Consider the following 16,685-nt stretch of genomic DNA (forward strand, 5'->3'; position numbering starts at 1 on the left):
TCGGCACAATGCTTGAGAACTTCCGCCTGAGCGTCTTCCGCGAAGTAGCCGAGCGCAGCAGCTTTCGCCAGGCCGCCGATGCGCTCTACATCACACAACCCGCCGTGACGCAGCACATCAAGGCTCTCGAAGAGGAGCTTGGCGGCGCGCTCTTTGATCGCAGCGGTGGCCGCGTCCGCCTCACCGCCATGGGCGCCGCATTGCTTCGCGGAGCCGATGCATCGCACCAGATATTGGCTGTCGCTGCGCAGGATGTTGCCGCGTTGCAAGGCAATCTCCTAGGATCGCTTCGGATCGCCGCCTCCACCACCATCGCGCAGTATGTGCTTCCCGGGGTGCTGGGTCGCTTCGCTCGCAAGCATCCCCAGGTGGAGCTTGAGATGGAGAGCGCGAACACCGCGCGAGTCGCGGAAGCGGTCATCGATGGCGAAGCTGCTATCGGCCTCGTCGAAGGCCCCGTGCATCGTGCCGAGCTTCAAGTCACCGAGTGGGTGCGCGATGAGCTTGTGCTCGTTGTCGCGTCCACGCACGCATGGGCCGGCAAGACGGTCCCGCTCAAGGAGCTCGCCACTGCACCTTTGCTGCTGCGGGAGCGTGGCTCGGGCACTCGCGAGGTGATCGAGGACGCGCTCGCAGCCGCCGGGCTCAAGCCCGGTACGCTCAACGTGCGCATGGCCCTCAACTCCATCGAGGCGATTCTTTCGTGTGTCGAACAAGGCGCGGGCGTAGCCTTCGCTTCACGCTTCGCGCTGCAACGCCAGCTTGCGTTGCACACGCTCAGTATCGTCCGCGTGCAGGGCCTGCAGATCACGCGAAGCTTCCATCTCGTCCGGCGCAGGCGGCCTGCGCTGCGCGGCCCCGCAGCAGAGTTCGCCGAGGAACTCGCAGCTTTTGCGGCTGAAATGCTCCGCGAGCAGAAGCGCCGCCGCTGACGCGCTAAATTGATCTTTTAGGTTCGATAAGTGCAGCTTATCGACCATCACCATTTCTGTTTCGACATAGCCTCTGGACACGCCCACACTCATCTTCGAGTTGAGTGAGGCAAGTATGAGTCCGATGAGTCCAATGGTGATCCTGATCTGCGCCGTCGTGGTGGCAGCGAGCGGCCTGCTCTCCCCAGCCTTCGCGCTGCTGACTGGCCTGGTGCTCGCGTTTGCGACCGAGCATCCCTTTCGCGCCGAGGCGCACAAGCTGACCAAGTTCCTTCTCCAGGCGGCCGTGGTGCTGCTCGGCTTCGGCATGAACCTGGGCGCGGTAGCGCGCGCCGGCCGCATGGGCTTCGGTTACACCGCCATCAGCATTACCTTCGCACTGGGCCTCGGTCTCCTGCTTGGCAAGCTGATGCACGTCAAGCCGCGCGCCTCTCTGCTCATCGCCGCAGGCACCGCCATCTGCGGCGGTAGCGCCATCGCAGCCATCGGGCCGGTCAGCGAGGCCGGCGAAGATGAGATGGGCGTTGCCCTTGGCACGGTCTTCAGCCTCAACGCCGTTGCGCTGCTCACCTTCCCCTTCATCGGCCACCTCATGGGTCTCACCCAGTCGCAGTTCGGCCTGTGGTCCGCACTCGCGATTCACGACACCAGCTCGGTCGTCGGCGCGGCCGCGAAGTTCGGTCCGCAGGCGCTTGAGATCGGCACGACAGTAAAGCTCGTGCGCTCGTTGTGGATCGTGCCGCTCGCACTCGCCGTCGCATTCTGGCGCAGTAAAAGCGGTGGTTCCAAGCACGCGAAGATCGCATGGCCGTGGTTCATTGCGCTCTTCGTGGCCGCGGCTGCGGTCCGCACCTACTTCCCAGAGGCGGCAGCGGTGTGGACAAAGCTCAGCGGCCTCGGCCGCAACACCATGGACGTCGTCCTTCTGCTGATCGGCGCCAGCCTTTCGCCCTCGATGCTGAGGCGCGTGGGCTGGAAGCCAATGCTCGAAGGCGTCGTGCTTTGGATCATCGTCGCAACTGTCTCGCTTGCAGCGATTCATCGCGGCTGGATTGGCGCATAGCCTCGCAGACTTAGTGGCCTTCAGGAGCCTTGCCCGCGATGGTGAACTTCTTGATGAAGAAGACTAGCGGGAAGGCAATGGCCACCGCCCAAGCGATGATGCGAAAGCAATCCATGAAGGCCAGCATCCGCGTCTGTACGGTGAATTGCTCGTACAGATTCAGTGCCGCCGCCTTCGCGGCGTCCGCATGAGAGTAGCCGGCGGCCTGCAGCTGTTGCGTCAGGCTGGCCGTCGCCTGCTGCAGTACATGATTGTTCGGCGACAACGCCGCGCTCAGCCGTTCCTGATGGAAGTTCTGCCGCCGCTCGCTCATCGTCGTCACAAACGCCACACCCACGCTGCCGCCCCAGTTGCGGAAGAAGTTTGTGAGGCTTGACGCGCGGTTGTTCTGATCTGGCCGCAGCTGCGAGTATGCAATCACGTTCAACGGCACAAAGAAGAAGCCATAGCCGAGACCCTGGAACGCACGCGCCAGCGCATAGTGCGTGTAGTCCGTTTGCAGCGTCATGCCGCTGTAATACAGCATCGACGCACAGATCGTCGTAAGGCTGAAGCCAATCAGCACCTGCGGCTTCACGATCTTGCGCTGCACCAGCTGCGCCGCGACCGGCGCCAGCACCGTAATCACCAGAGCCCCCGGCCCAAGCACAAGGCCTGCGTCGATGGCGCGGTACCCATAGAGAGATTGCAGGATCTGCGGAATCATCGTCGTCGTCGCGAAGAGCGTGAAGCCGAAGAGGAACAGCAGCGTCACGGCGATGGCGAAGTTGCGGCTCTTCAGCAACCGAAGGTCGATGATCGGGTCAGGCGTGCGCAGCTCCCACCACAATGCGACAGCCCAGCAGATGGTACTGATGAGTACCAACTTGACGATGAACGACGAGCCGAACCAGTCGTCGATCTGGCCACGGTCCAGCACGATCTCCAATGTCGCTGAACCGATGCCCACCAGCGCGATGCCAGGAAGATCGATCTTCGGCCCCTTCTTCTCGGCTTTCAGACGCATACGCTCAGCGGTGAATGCCGGTGGGTCCTGGATAAGGCGATTGGTGAGATAGAGCGAGAGCAGGCCAATCGGGATGTTGAGGAAGAAGATCCAGCGCCAGTTGTAGTTGTCCGTGATCCATCCACCCAATACCGGCCCAACGGCGGGCGCGGTGACGATCGCAACCGTATACAGCGCAAACGCCGCAGCACGCTTGGCTGGCGGAAACGTGTCCACGAGGATCGCCTGCTCCACCGGAGCGAGACCGCCGCCGCCGATGCCCTGCAACACGCGGGCCAGCAGCATGAACTCCAGCGAGGGTGCGAGCCCGCACATCAACGACGTAATCGTGAACAAGGCCACGCAGGCCATGTAGTAGTTCTTACGGCCGAAGGTGCGGCTCAGCCATGCGCTCATCGGCAGCACCACCGCGTTGGCGACGAGGTACGTCGTCAACACCCACGTCACTTCGTCGAAGCTGCGGCCCAGGCCGCCCGCGATGTACGGCAGGGAGACGTTGGCGATGGAGGTATCCAACAGCTCCATGAAGGTCGCCAGCGTGACCGTCAGCGCGATGACCCAGGGATTGACGACGCGCGGTGCAGGGGTGTTTTCTGTCGATGCGCGGCCCGCCGGGGCTTCCATCTCGAGTGTGGCCGTAGCCATCTCTCACCTCTTTGGAGGAAATGCGACCGATCGGTCTCATTTAGAGAGATTCACGGGACAGCGGAACGATGCAGATTTGTCACTCTTGGCCAGAAACGGCCTATGCGCGGCGCGTCTTGCGAGGAACGCGCACCTCAGCACACAGCCAGGCATCCAGCAGCGCATGCGTGGTGTGTAATGCAGCCTGGCTTCGCTCGATGCGCGAAAGCATGATCGCCCCCTCCAGTGCTCCCAGGATCCGTGTCGCAACCTGCTGTGGATCAAGCTCTTCACGGATGCTGCCAGCACTCTGGCCCTGCTCCACCACCCGCACGATCAGCGTCCGCCAGCGCTTCACCGCGGCCCGTACGCGCTCGCGCAACACAGGGTTGCCATCATCGGAATCCGTCGCCGTATTCAGCACCGGACAGCCGCCCGGAAAGCCCGTCTTCTCCGTGAAGTTCGCCACGTGGCGGCGTAGTTTGTCGACAGGATCGTCGATCTCCTCCATGCCGCTGGTGCGGATGGCAAACGCCTGGCCCCAGGCGTAGTCGAACGCTTCGGCCGCGATCTCTTCCTTGCTGTTGAAATGGCGGTAGATGCCGCCCTTTTCGAGGCCGGTGGCCTCCATGATCTCGCGCAGCGCGCAGCCCGCGTAGCCGCGCCGATTGAACAGCGCCGCCGCCTCTTCGATGATGTGCTGCCGGGTCACTTCGCCTTTACGCAAGACCGGCCTCCCTCATGCTCTCTATCTCTAGAGCATAAAGGAGACCGGCCGGTCGCAAAAGGTTACGGTTGAATTCGCTTCAAACTAGAAGACGATATCGCCGAACTCGTCCTCGTCGCCGATCGGCATTCCCGGAGGAGCTTCGATCGCCTTCGCTGGCACGAACTTGTCCGGATTCTTCTTGAACTCCTCGATGCGCGCGATCATCGCCTTGCGGTGGATTGCTTCGGCAGAGTCGGTGGGCATCGCCTCGGTCGTCCACTGCTTCAGCAGATCTTCCGCGTGATACAGCGCGATCGCACGTGCTTGCGAGCTCGCCGCGGGATCGACGGCGAGGCCAAGCATCGCCTCCAGGCCGCGGAACTCCACCGCACGCTCCACCTCGGACGACATCGTGTGTCCGCCATCGATGCGACGCGCCGTCTCCTTCGACACCGCCTCCATCAACACGCGGAGCGAGGTCTTCGAAGGCGGATTACGCATGTGGTATTGCACGATGCGCGATGCGCGCTCCGGATTGAAGAGCTCCTGCAGGGTAAGGTCCGCTGCCGCCTCGGCCGTCGCAATCGGATCGAAGGTCATCCCCGTCTCGGATGGGAACGACTCGCGCGTCTTCTGCAGTCCCGGAGGACGCGGAGGCATGATCGCCAGCAGGTTCTCCGGGATCGTCAACACCTCGGGCGAGATGGTCTTCAGCGCCGCATCGATGGCCGCCTGCTGACGCGCGTCGGAGACGATCTGCGGCATCATCTGACCATCGCCACGGATGTTGAAGCGATAATCCAGGCCACCAATCTCCTTGATCGTCGCCTCGAGTTGGTAGCGATGGAAGAGATACAGCACCACCAGCTTGTCTTCGATCTCCGCGAGTGGCTCGCCGTTGCGTATGGCATTCACGCCGAAGCGCTTCATCGCCGCTTCACGTACCGCCAGCACGCGGTTCAACTCTTCGCTGGGCTCCGTGCCGTTGTCCCACAGATGCGCAATCGGCGAGGCCGAACCCAGCGGACGCGCATCCTGATCGGTGAGGAAGACCATGCCGGTCTTCTCCGACTTCTCGAGAATGCTCTCCAACGCGGCGTTGTCTTCCACTGCCTTGCCGCCCTTGTCGAATTCCCGATAGCCGTAGTCGATCGCCGTCTTATCCCAGATGCCGATGTTCACCGGGTACGCATGCGAGGAGTCGACGTTGCCGTTCTTATCCAGCGCGAAGTAAGGGTGCGGATACTCCATCACGCTGGTCGTCACATCGAGGTCATGCGGGAACGTACTCGCCGCATAGCTGTGCGCCAGGCCGATGGTGTGGCCGGTTTCATGCGCGGCCAGTTGGCGGATGCGCTGCAGCACCAGCGCGAGCATGGGATCATGTGCCGGGTCCGGAGCCTTGCCGTCCTTATACGGCGAGAGCAGCGCCTCGGCGATCATGTAGTCCTGCCGCGAGCGCAGACTGCCCAGCGTCACATTGCCCTTGATGATCTCGCCGGTGCGCGGGTCGGTGATCGACGAGCCATAGCTCCAGCCGCGCGTGTAGCGATGCACCCACTGGATCATGTTGTAGCGAATGTCCATCGGGTCCGCGCCGTTGGGCAGGATGTCCACCTTGAACGTCCCCGGCGCCCAGCCCGCAGCCTGGTACGCCTGGTCCCACCAGCGCGCGCCCTCGAGCAGCGCACTCCGCAGCGGCTCCTGCGCGCCGTTATCCACGTAGTACTGAATTGGCTGCACGGCCTCGCACGAAGTCTTGCAGTCGGGGTCCTTCTTGATGAGCCGGAAGCGCGAGATGAACTGCTGCTCCATGTCCTCGCCCTGCGGCACGGTGTAGTCGCGGAAGCTGTGATCGAAGTACCCCGCGCGCGGCGAGAACTTGCGCGGCACAAAGCCCGGCGGCGGCAGCTCGATCAACATCTGCCGCTCATGCACGGTCATCGCGCTCGGGTTCGGCGTCACGTCGCGGACATAACGCCCGGCCATGCCGCCTTCGCTCGCCACGGTGATGATCGACTCAACGGCAATGTTCTTCGGGAACGCCTTGATCTCGTCCGGCACCAACGCGGAACGGTTTGGATCGAAGCGATACGTGCCCTGCTTCAGCTGGTTCAGCACCGTCGCCGCGCCACGCGCGTCGCGCACGAAAAAGTCGGTCGCGTCCAGCAACAGCGAACCATCGGGGCCTTCCGCTTCGACCTTGAAGCTCGCCATTACGCTCTCGGCAAAGCTCTCGTTCACGGTCTTCACAACATTTGGATCATCCGACGAGCTGCGGAAGCGCTCGTTGGGCTGCATCAGCAGCACCTTCGGTCCACTGCGGACAAACTTCACCAGGCTGCTCGACGGGCCTTCGCCCACGCCGCCCAGCTGGCCGCGGTCCATGCCCAGGTCGTTCGACCCAGTGCCATGCACCAGCGAGATCGCATAGATGTACTCCGGCGACTCGGTGTGCGCCGCGTTTGCGGTCATCGGGACTTCGAGATACACCTTGCCTGCACGGGCGTCATAGTCCAAACCCAGCAGGCCGGACCTGTGCTGCATGTTCGCTGTGCGCGCGGCGAGGCTGGCAGGAGGTTTGGAGCCACCCTCTTCTGAGGAGGCTGCACCTCCGCCCGGGCGTTGAGCAAACATCGGGGGCGCAGAGAGACAGACCAGCGCCAGGAGCGGGCACAGCATTCGATTCGGGGACATGCAAGTGTTGTAGCACGATGAATCCCGTCTCCGCACGATGTTCGTTAGGCCGCGCCCGCGCGCTCAGCAGACGAAACGCCAGCCGCGAGGGACACCCATCCGCATGCCCTTCTTGCAGCGAAGGTTGAGAGCGGCGGGAACCGCGCCGCGCAAACTCGCGTATACCCTTCCGACGCACCACCCAGGAGATATCCGAATGCGCTCCATCCTGCTTACAGGCTTCGCTTCACTGCTCATCGTCCCCGCCGCGCTCGCCCAGTCCTTTACCACCGGCCCCTGCGAGGCCAACCACGACTGGTCGCCCCGGCCCCACGTCTGCGAGCGCAGGAGCGCCACGATCCCGCTCAAGGGCGGCCGCATCGCCGTCGACGGCAAGAACGGCGGCATCGAGGTCATCGGAGAAGACCGCAGCGACGTCGCACTGGAGGCACAGGTAAGCGCACAGGCGTTTTCGCGAGATGGCGCGGAATCGATCCTCCGCGAGGTGCGCGTCGTAACCACCGATGTCATCCACGCCGAAGGCCCGCAGAGTGAGCACGGGAACAGCTGGTCCGTGAACTACAAGCTGCGCGTGCCCCGCCACGTCGCCGCCCAGCTCGAGACCATGAACGGCGGCATCAGCCTCTCCAACCTCGACGGCGACCTGCACGCCCAGACCACCAATGGAGGCCTCTCGCTGGCCAACCTCAGTGGCGATGTGCACGCCACGACCGTGAATGGCGGTGTCCACGTAGAGCTCGCCGGCGACACCTGGCACGGCGCCGGCCTGGAGGCCCGCTCCACCAACGGCGGTGTGCATGTGACGCTTCCCTCCAACTACTCCGCGCACCTCATCGCCGGAACGGTCAACGGAGGCACGCACGTCAACCTCCCCATGACCTCGAACAACTGGCACTCCCGCAACCACATCGACGCCGACCTAGGCCACGGCGGCCCCACGCTGCGGATGGAGACGACCAACGGCGGGATTACCGTCAACTAGGGACGCGCTTGATGCGGTTCGAGTCGATAGCGTCCAGAGGGTGCGGGAGAGCGACCGCTGAGGCCCCGCACACATTCCCACCTTGCGGCGTGCCGTCGCGTCAAGGTTTTATAAGTGAAGCAAAACTTAAACCTTTGCGAGAGAGACTCGGCTCCGGGTCAGCCGAACTTCCGCTCGATAGGCCTCGGCCTTCATAACGTCGATGATCGGCTGCGGCCGATTCGCAACGCCAAGCGCACGCGCGATACTCAAAATTCGGACTGCGACCCGAAATGAAACGGAAGAGTGCGCAATGAGCCTCTTGATTGCGCGATTCATCCGATCGAGGCCCTCCACGACCTTGGCCTGGGTCGCCGGATCAAGCGCGTCGACGAGCTTCCCAATTCGGTTTCCGAACTCCGAGTTGTCAGGGGCAACGCCGATCCTTTTCAGCACCATCCCCACCATGTACGAGACGAACGAAATTCGGTGTCCGAAACGGATCAAACCGCAGTAAAGCGTCTCAAGCTCGCGATACAGGGGCGTATTGAATCCAATACTTCCTTCAGCGCCCAACTGGAAGAGCGACGACCGAATATCGAATATCTCTTCACGAAACTCATCAAGGTAGTAGGGGCGAAGTCCGTAACTCCAAACCAACCACGCGAGGAGAGTTGCTATCAAGGTCAAAAGGAAGAAGATTGGGCTCGTCATTTCTAAACATCTCCCGGAGGCGTGTCTCCTGAGTTTGTTAGACCGCTGGAACGGCGGCTGGGATCAATCATTTTTTCAAGCTGGCCAATTCTGGTCGAGGTTCGCTGAACGTGTTTCTTCCGGAGGCGCCGCTCTCCGACCGCCCAGCTTACAGACATGGCAGCGGCCCCCCAAGGAGCCAGAAATGCAAACCATTTGTTGGCGCTCAGGTCTGCCACAGCCATGAACTTGATATCGGCCCAAGTGACCCTGCCGGCGAGTTCGCGAGCTATCAGTACAGCCGCGAAGCTTACCGCACAAATAATGAGGGCCGTGAATCCCTTTGTGGCCAAGCGCTCCGAAGCCGCTAGCCGCCTCATCCGATTATTCATGATCCAACTCTTTATCGGTCGGCATCCAGCGGGATTCTGCCACATTTGTAGTGCGTTGGGAATGGAAAGATCACTACACGGCCAAAATTCGGCCACTTAGCGAAGAGTATCAGGCGGCAAACGAAAACGCGTGGCCCGAAGGCCACGCGTTTTCTCACTGTCTACTGTCTAGTTCTCTACTGTCTGTCTTCAGCCTTACTTGGCGGCCAGTGCTGCCTTGGCCTGCACGGTCAAAGCGGCGAAGCCGGCCGGGTCGTTGGCGGCGATGTCGGCGAGGATCTTGCGATCGAGGCCGTTGCCTGCCTTCTTGAGGCCGTTGATGAACGTCGAGTAGCTCATGCCGTTGATGCGGGCAGCGGCGCCGATGCGGACGATCCACAGCGAGCGGAACTGACGCTTCTTCTGCTTGCGGCCGATGTACGCGAACTTGAGGCCGCGCTCGACGGCTTCCTGAGCCGCCTGGTACAGCTTGGACTTGGTGAGGAAGTAGCCGGATGCGCGCTTCAGGATCTTGCGGCGCCGGTCGGCGCGCTTGGTACTGCGTTTTACACGAGGCATCGTGTGCTCCTTTTGCGTCGTTCGTGATTCGTACCTTGCGGTACGGCCCGGATGGAGGTAAGGGTGGCCTCTTCTCTCAGGCGTTCAATTTCGAATCTCGGTGGGTCTGGCTACTGCCATTCCCAGGGGCCTGGAACGATTTACGGCCCTTCGGCTCCCGCCTTTCGGCTATTGCACGGCTCGATTCGAAAAACTCTGCATACATCTTCTGCGGGGTGCAGCCTTACGCTCTACGCGTACGGCAGCATGCGGGCGACCTTCGGGGTATCCGCCTTCGACACAAGCACGATGCGGCCGAGCTTGCTCTTGGTCTTGGAATCCTTGGAGGTCAGAATGTGGCGCATCTTCGCCTGGCCGCGCTTGAACTTGCCGGTACCAGTCTTCTTGAAGCGCTTCGCCGCGCCCGAGTGGGTCTTCAACTTTGGCATGGTGTTTCCTGCTTAGCCGCTCCCCTTGGCAGACAGACCTTCGCAGGCACATCCACGGGGAATCAGCGATTGGACAACAGCTGTCAGTATAGCAAACCTGCGCCAATCATGAGCCCGCGTGGACCGCGAATGCTCCCCAATCCGGCAATTCCCGCCCCGAAGGCTCACTCGGGCCATGATTTTCGTCTCCGGAGATACGCCGAGAGACTGCCACCGGCCGCTGCCTCGCGGTACGATGAGGGCACTTCCATGAGAGCACTTCAAGGAGCTGCCGTGTTCCGTCTCGCTTCGTTCGTCCTGGCCATGGGCCTCGCCGTGACCGCCCTGCCGTTCTTCGCCGCCTCGTCCGCGCCAGCCCAGCAGCCCGCGCCGCAGCCCCTGACCGCGATGCCCTACTCGCCGTCTCTCGACGTGACCAGCCTCGACAAATCCGTCGACCCCTGCGTCGACTTCTACAAGTTCTCCTGCGGCGGCTGGCAGAAGAACAATCCCATCCCAGCAGACCAGGCCTCCTGGAGCGTCTACGGCAAGCTCGCCAACAACAACCAGCAGTTCCTTTGGGGGATTCTGCAGCAGGACGCCACAGCCGCTCAGCGCACGCCGGTGCAACAAAAGATCGGCGACTACTTCGCCAGCTGCATGGACACCTCCGCCATCGACGCCGCCGGCATCAAGCCCCTCGAGCCCGCGTTGCGACGCATCGACAAGCTCACCACGCGCGACGCGATCCTCACCGCGCTGCCCTATCTCGAACACGAGCTGATGGGCACCTTCTTCTTCAACTCCGGCACCGACCAGGACGCGGAGAACAGCGATGTGATCATGGTCGCCATCGGCGCCGGTGGCCTCGGCCTGCCCGACCGCGACTACTACACCAAGACCGACGAGAAGAGCGTCACCCTGCGCGCCAAGTACGTCGCCTTCCTCACCAAGCTGCTCACCTACACCGGCGAGACGGAAGCCCAGGCCAAGGCCGACGCCGACGCCACCATGCGCATCGAGACCGCGCTGGCGAAGGCCCAACTCACCCGCGTCGAGCGCCGCGATCCACACAAGATCTTCCACCGCACCTCCATGGCCGACCTCCAGAAGATGGCTCCGGAGATCGACTGGCCGGTGTACTTCCGCGTGCAGGGTCCCAAGACCGTCACCACGCTGAACGTCTCGCAGCCGGCCTTCCTGCAGGCGGTCAACACTGAGCTCAAGGATGAGTCCGTCGACGCGCTGCGCAGCTACCTGCGCGTCCACGTCATGCTCGGCGCGGCGCCCTACCTCGCGCAGCCCATCGCGCAAACCCACTTCGACTTTTTCTCCACCACGCTGCGCGGCACCCCCGCCATGCCGCCGCGCTGGAAGACATGCGTCCGCGCCGTCGATCGCAACCTCGGCGAGGCGCTTGGCCAGGAGTTCGTCGCCCGCACCTTCACGCCGCAGATGAAGGCCGACACCGACCGCATGACCCAGCAGATCGAGACCGCGATGAAGCAGGAGATCGACGGCCTCGACTGGATGACGCCCGAGACCAAGGCCCAGGCGCTGGTCAAGCTGCACGCCATCCGCAACAAGATCGGTTATCCCACGACGTGGCGCGACTACACCACGCTGGACGTGCAGAAGACCGGCTACTTCGGCAACGCGCTGCGGGCGTCGCGCTTCGAGGAAGCCCGCGAGTGGAACAAGCTGGGCAAGCCCGTCGACCGCAACGAGTGGGACATGACGCCACCCACGGTGAACGCCTACTACAACCCTCCGATGAACGACATTAACTTCCCCGCCGGGGTCCTGCAGCCGCCGCTCTATGACCCCAAGGAAGATGCCGCTCCCAACTATGGCAACACCGGCTCCACCATCGGCCACGAACTGACCCATGCCTTCGACGATGAAGGCCGCCAGTTCGATGGCAAGGGCAATCTCCGCGACTGGTGGACTCCCGCCGACGCCAAGGGCTTCGAGGACCGCATCAATTGCATCCGCGATCAATATGCGGGCTACGTGGTCGTCGACGACATCCACATCAACTCCAAGCTGACCAGCGGGGAAGATGTCGCCGACCTCGGAGGTACGCTGCTCGGCTACATGGCCTGGAAGATGCAGACTGCCACGGAAACGCTTGCAGACAAGGACGGCTTCACGCCTGACCAGCGTTACTTCGTCGGCATGGCCCAGTGGGCCTGCGAGAACGAGCGCCCCGAGAATCAGCGCGCCAACGCCCTCACCGATCCCCACTCGCCCGGCTGGGCGCGCGTCAACGGCGTCGTTGTGAACATGCCGGAGTTCCAGAAGGCCTTCGGCTGCAAGGTCGGACAGCCGATGGTCCATGTACCCGCCTGCAAGGTCTGGTAACGCACGTCGTGTTGACCGGCATCGTCCGGCTGCAAGTGTGGTGAACTACCTGTAGTGCCTTTAGAACCAACATCCGGCAGCGCTGGGAGGGGCTGGATCTCCGCCCCTCTCAGCCGCCTCACCCCGCGCGCCCGGGCGCTGGTCGTCGTCGCCGCCACGCTGGCCGGAGCGGGCTACGCCGCATGGAAGGAGCTGCACTACCGCGGGACTCTCCAGATGACCGACATCTGGGCGTACGTGGCCATCGCGAACGGTCAGACCGCGGACGTCCCGCAACCCTTCGTCTCCCGCCAGCTCGGGCCGAGGTTGGCCCACGCCATCGCGACCCTGCTCCACCGGAGCACGGTGCAAGGCTTTTACCTCCTGGCGGCCGTCTCGATCCTCATCCTCGTCGGAGTCATCTTCGCCCAGGCCTCGCGCACCCGCGCTCCCTGGTGGATGCTGGCGGCCATCGCCATGGCTCCTATGCTGCCCGACACCATGCTCGGCCTCATCCTTCCGGACCTCTTCTACGCTGCCCTGCTGGCCATCCTGCTCGTCCTGCTCGATCGCGAGTTGTGGATCGCGGCCGCGCTCTGGATGCTGCCCCTCATGCTGGCCCGTGAGAGCACGTCGCTCACCCTGCTCTGCCTGCTGATCGCCGCCTGGAAGCCGCTCCGCTGGCGGGGCCGGTTGCTCGCCATCGCCGCCGCCGCAGCGGGTTCGGCCATCGTCCATCGCCTTACGCTCGCCAGCCCCGGAAACCCGCAGCACCTTCCCCAATCGCTCTACATCCTGCTCAAGATCCCTTGGAACGCCGCGCAGAACCTCTTCGGCGTGCAGCTGTGGAACAACATCAACGACGCCTGCGGCACGCCGGTCTGGCAGCACGCGATCCATCTCGGCAGCATCCGGGCGGTGGGTTTCTGTGGCGTCAATCCCGCCGCACCCAGAGCCACCCTCCTCGCCTTGCTCACCGAGTTCGGCCTGCTGCCGCTGCTGACCGTCTTCGTCCTGTGGCGGAGCAACCCGCACCCCACCCCAGCCCCAACCCAGCCCCTGGGATTCCGCACGACGCTGCGTTTTGCCGCCGTCTACGGGACCATCTGCTTCCTCCTCGGCCCGCTGCTGGGCACGGGAATCAACCGGCTGATGGGCTACGGCTGGCCGCTGTTCTTCGTCGCCCTGCCGGTCTGGATGGGCGAATCCCCGTGGCTGCGCTCCCGGCGCGCCGTCTGGGCCGTGCCGATCTTTCTGGCGCTGCATGTGGGCCTCTCCTGGTCCTACTGGCGCGGAGGATACCTGCCCGAAATGCTGCTCGCATGGGCGGCTGCGGCGGTGGTTTTGTGGTTCTGGTCGCAGGGTGCCCAGGCGAGTTCCCAGACGGCCATTCCAGCGTCTCCCGAAATGGGTTCCGGCCAGCTCCCCCGGCAAGCGTAAACCTCAGATTTTTCGCGGGTGTTCGTGAGATTTGCAGGCTCGGATTTCACGTCACAGCGTGGTAAAATTAGCACAGGGAAAACCCTTTGCAGGCGGCCCCTCCCTGGCTCAATTCGCCGCGTCTCCGCGGACGTCTCCTGAGCCACGACAACCCGCCGCCTGCCGGAGTTCCATTGGCATCGCAAAGCTCTATTCCGGATCCCCAGGACCCGAAGGCGCCAGCTGGCGCGCCCAGCTACACCGGCGAAAACATCACCGTCCTCGAAGGCCTCGCAGCCGTCCGTCTGCGCCCCGCCATGTACATCGGCTCCACCGGTGAGCAAGGCCTGCATCACCTCGTCTACGAGGTCGTCGACAACTCGGTCGACGAAGCCCTCGCCGGCTACGCCAGCCGCATCGACGTCACCATCCACGACGACAACTCCATCACCGTCGTCGACGATGGCCGCGGCATCCCCGTGGACAACAAGACCATGCCCAACGGCGAGGTGCTGCCCGCGGTGCAGGTCGTCCTCACCGTGCTCCACGCCGGCGGCAAGTTCGACGCTTCCAACTACAAGGTCTCAGGCGGTCTCCATGGCGTCGGCGTCAGCTGCGTCAACGCGCTCTCCCAGCAGTTCGAGGTCGAGATCTGGCGCGATGGCTTCGCGTGGGAGATGGACTTCTCCAAGGGTGACCCCACCAGCGAGCTCCGCAAGATGGGAGCCTCCAAGCGCCGCGGCACCAAGGTCCACTTCCTGCCCGACAAGTCCATCTTCACGGTCACCGAGTACAGCTTCGATATCCTCTCCAACCGACTCCGCCAGCTCGCCTTCCTCAACAAGGGCATCGAGATCACGCTGACCGACGAGCGCGTGCTCGACCCCAAGTCCGGCGAGCCCAAGTCGCAGATCTACAAGTACACCGACGGCATCGCCGGCTTCATCCGCATGCTCAACAAGGGCAAGCAGGTGCTGCACGAAAAGCCCATCTACATGGAAGCCGAGATCGGCCAGCTGGTCCTCGAGATCGCGCTCCAGTACAACGACTCCTACTCGGAGACGGTCTTCAGCTTCGCCAACAACATCAACACCGTCGATGGAGGAACCCACCTCTCCGGCTTCCGTACCGCGCTCACCCGCACCATCAACGCGGTCGGCCAGGCCCAGGGCCTCTTCAAGGATCAGAAAGAGAACCTCTCGGGCGATGACGTCCGCGAAGGCCTCACCGCGGTCGTCAGCGTCAAGCTGCCGCAGCCGCAGTTCGAGGGCCAGACCAAGGGCAAGCTCAACTCCGACGTCGCCGGCCAGGTGCAGGCCTTCGTCAATGAGCGCCTGGGAGCCTTCCTCGAGCAGAATCCTCCTATCGCCCGCAAGATCATCTCCAAGGCCATCGATGCCTCGCGCGCCCGCGAAGCCGCACGCAAGGCCCGCGACCTCACCCGCCGCAAGGGTGCGCTCGATGGCGGCGGCCTTCCCGGCAAGCTTGCCGACTGCTCCGAGCGCCGTCCTGAAATGTGCGAACTCTACCTCGTCGAGGGTGAGTCGGCCGGCGGCACCGCCAAGCAGGGCCGCGACCGCAAGTTCCAGGCCATCCTCCCGCTCAAGGGCAAGATCCTCAACGTGGAAAAGGCCCGCTACGACAAGATGCTGGGCCACGAAGAAATCCGCGCCATGATCACCGCTCTCGGCTGCGGTATCGGCAAGGATGACTTTGACATCGCCAAGCTTCGCTACGGCAAGCTCATCCTGATGACCGATGCCGACGTCGACGGCTCGCACATCCGCACGCTGCTGCTTACCTTCTTCTTCCGCCACATGAAGGAGCTCATCGACCGCGGCCACGTGTACATTGCGCAGCCCCCGCTCTACTCCATCAAGAAGGGCCGCTTCCAGCAGTTCGTCAAGGACGATCGCGAGCTCGAAAAGATCATGCTGCGCAAGGCCAGCGAAGGCCTCAGCATCCGCTACGGCGATGCAGGAGCGAAGCTCACCGACAAGGACCTCACGCGATTCATGACCGAGCTGAGCGAGTACAAGACGTACTTCACCAAGCTGTCGAAGCGCCTGCGGAATGCGGACGTCGCCCGCAACTTCGTCGAGGTCTTCGCCCACAAGGGCAAGGACGCCGAACGCCGCGCCGACTTCGAATCGCCCGCCAAGCTCAAGGACCTGCGCGAACGCCTCAAGGCCATTGAGCGGCGCGACCAGTTCAAGGCCATCAGCGATGTGACCAAGGACGAGGAGCACAACCTCTACTGGCTCAGCTTCACCGACTCTCAGGGAGCCGAGCGCCGCTTTGACTGGACGCTCGCCACCACCCCCGAAGCCCGCCAGCTGCTGCACAAGCACGCCGACATGGGCGACCGCCTCGCCGGCCCGTTCCTCATCGAGTACCTGGGCAAGGACGCGAAAGCCAAGGCCGGTGCGGAAGCCGCCGCTCCGACTCAAGAGGAACTCGACGAAGCAGCCGAGAACGCCGAGCCCGAAGAGCTTGAGGGCGCAGCCGCCGAGGCCGGCGCACCGGGTGCCGTAGCCGAGGCCAAGCCTGCAGCCCGCAAGGGCCGCGAAGCCCAGGACCCCGTCGAGAAGACCAACCCCATCGACCTCTTCGACTTCGTCATCGAGCAGGGCAAGAAGGGCTATGACGTCCAGCGCTACAAGGGTCTCGGCGAAATGACCGCAACCCAGCTGTGGGACACCACCATGGATCCCACCCGCCGCACCCTGCTGCAGGTCAGGCTCGAAGACCTCGTGGAAACCGAAAAGATCTTCTCCACGCTGATGGGCGAAGACGTAGAAGCCCGCCGCAAGTTCATCGAAGAGAATGCGCTGGACGTAAAGAACCTCGACATCTAACCTGGCGACACTGGTGCCGACTG

The 16,685-nt window shown here is 63.3% G+C and carries 12 protein-coding genes; 6 read left to right on the forward strand and 6 right to left on the reverse strand.

What is annotated here, in order from left to right; translation table 11 throughout:
• Window positions 1-8 precede the first annotated feature (8 nt).
• On the forward strand, window positions 9-932 hold the full coding sequence (locus AC5E6W_RS13825; protein ID WP_491752898.1) for a LysR substrate-binding domain-containing protein: 924 nt from the start codon (window positions 9-11) through the stop codon (window positions 930-932).
• A gap of 124 nt (window positions 933-1,056) precedes the next feature.
• Window positions 1,057-1,995 (forward strand): YeiH family protein, encoded by a 939-nt coding sequence (locus AC5E6W_RS13830; protein ID WP_491752899.1) that lies wholly within the window; start codon window positions 1,057-1,059, stop codon window positions 1,993-1,995.
• Window positions 1,996-2,005: 10 nt separating this feature from the next.
• On the opposite strand, the gene AC5E6W_RS13835 is transcribed toward AC5E6W_RS13830, so the two are convergent.
• From AC5E6W_RS13835 to AC5E6W_RS13845, 3 genes are all read right to left on the reverse strand, one after another.
• Window positions 2,006-3,646, reverse strand: coding sequence for a DHA2 family efflux MFS transporter permease subunit (locus AC5E6W_RS13835; RefSeq protein WP_491752900.1), 1,641 nt, complete (start codon window positions 3,644-3,646; stop codon window positions 2,006-2,008).
• A 100-nt stretch (window positions 3,647-3,746) separates the two neighbouring features.
• Entirely contained in the window at window positions 3,747-4,352 is a 606-nt protein-coding gene (locus tag AC5E6W_RS13840; RefSeq protein WP_491752901.1) for a TetR/AcrR family transcriptional regulator, read from the reverse strand.
• Between the two features lie 84 nt (window positions 4,353-4,436).
• Window positions 4,437-6,881, reverse strand: a complete 2,445-nt coding sequence (locus tag AC5E6W_RS13845) for a zinc-dependent metalloprotease (RefSeq protein ID WP_491752902.1) — start codon at window positions 6,879-6,881, stop codon at window positions 4,437-4,439.
• 346 nt (window positions 6,882-7,227) lie between these two features.
• On the opposite strand from AC5E6W_RS13845, the gene AC5E6W_RS13850 reads away from it, so the two are divergent.
• Window positions 7,228-8,013: a DUF4097 family beta strand repeat-containing protein gene (locus AC5E6W_RS13850; RefSeq protein ID WP_491752903.1), complete on the forward strand. Its 786-nt coding sequence runs from the start codon at window positions 7,228-7,230 to the stop codon at window positions 8,011-8,013.
• 126 nt (window positions 8,014-8,139) lie between these two features.
• Here AC5E6W_RS13850 and AC5E6W_RS13855 read toward each other — a convergent pair whose 3' ends face one another.
• The 3 genes from AC5E6W_RS13855 to rpmI all read right to left on the reverse strand — a co-directional run bounded on the left by AC5E6W_RS13855 (window position 8,140) and on the right by rpmI (window position 10,063).
• Window positions 8,140-8,706, reverse strand: coding sequence for a hypothetical protein (locus tag AC5E6W_RS13855; RefSeq protein WP_491752904.1), 567 nt, complete (start codon window positions 8,704-8,706; stop codon window positions 8,140-8,142).
• 566 nt (window positions 8,707-9,272) lie between these two features.
• Window positions 9,273-9,635 (reverse strand): 50S ribosomal protein L20, encoded by a 363-nt coding sequence (gene rplT, locus AC5E6W_RS13860; protein ID WP_491752905.1) that lies wholly within the window; start codon window positions 9,633-9,635, stop codon window positions 9,273-9,275.
• 230 nt (window positions 9,636-9,865) lie between these two features.
• Window positions 9,866-10,063, reverse strand: coding sequence for a 50S ribosomal protein L35 (gene rpmI, locus AC5E6W_RS13865; protein ID WP_491752906.1), 198 nt, complete (start codon window positions 10,061-10,063; stop codon window positions 9,866-9,868).
• A gap of 249 nt (window positions 10,064-10,312) precedes the next feature.
• Here rpmI and AC5E6W_RS13870 point away from each other — a divergent pair, with 249 nt between their 5' ends.
• From AC5E6W_RS13870 to gyrB, 3 genes are all read left to right on the forward strand, one after another.
• Window positions 10,313-12,406 (forward strand): M13 family metallopeptidase, encoded by a 2,094-nt coding sequence (locus AC5E6W_RS13870; RefSeq protein ID WP_491752907.1) that lies wholly within the window; start codon window positions 10,313-10,315, stop codon window positions 12,404-12,406.
• Between the two features lie 54 nt (window positions 12,407-12,460).
• Window positions 12,461-13,825 carry a hypothetical protein gene (locus AC5E6W_RS13875; RefSeq protein WP_491752908.1) on the forward strand — a complete coding sequence of 455 codons (1,365 nt, stop codon included), beginning with the start codon at window positions 12,461-12,463 and terminating at the stop codon, window positions 13,823-13,825.
• 173 nt (window positions 13,826-13,998) lie between these two features.
• A complete protein-coding gene (gyrB, locus tag AC5E6W_RS13880; protein ID WP_491752909.1) occupies window positions 13,999-16,662 on the forward strand; it encodes a DNA topoisomerase (ATP-hydrolyzing) subunit B in 2,664 nt (887 codons plus the stop codon).
• The last annotated feature ends 23 nt before the right edge of the window (window positions 16,663-16,685 follow it).

Source organism: Bryocella sp. (assembly GCF_058498515.1).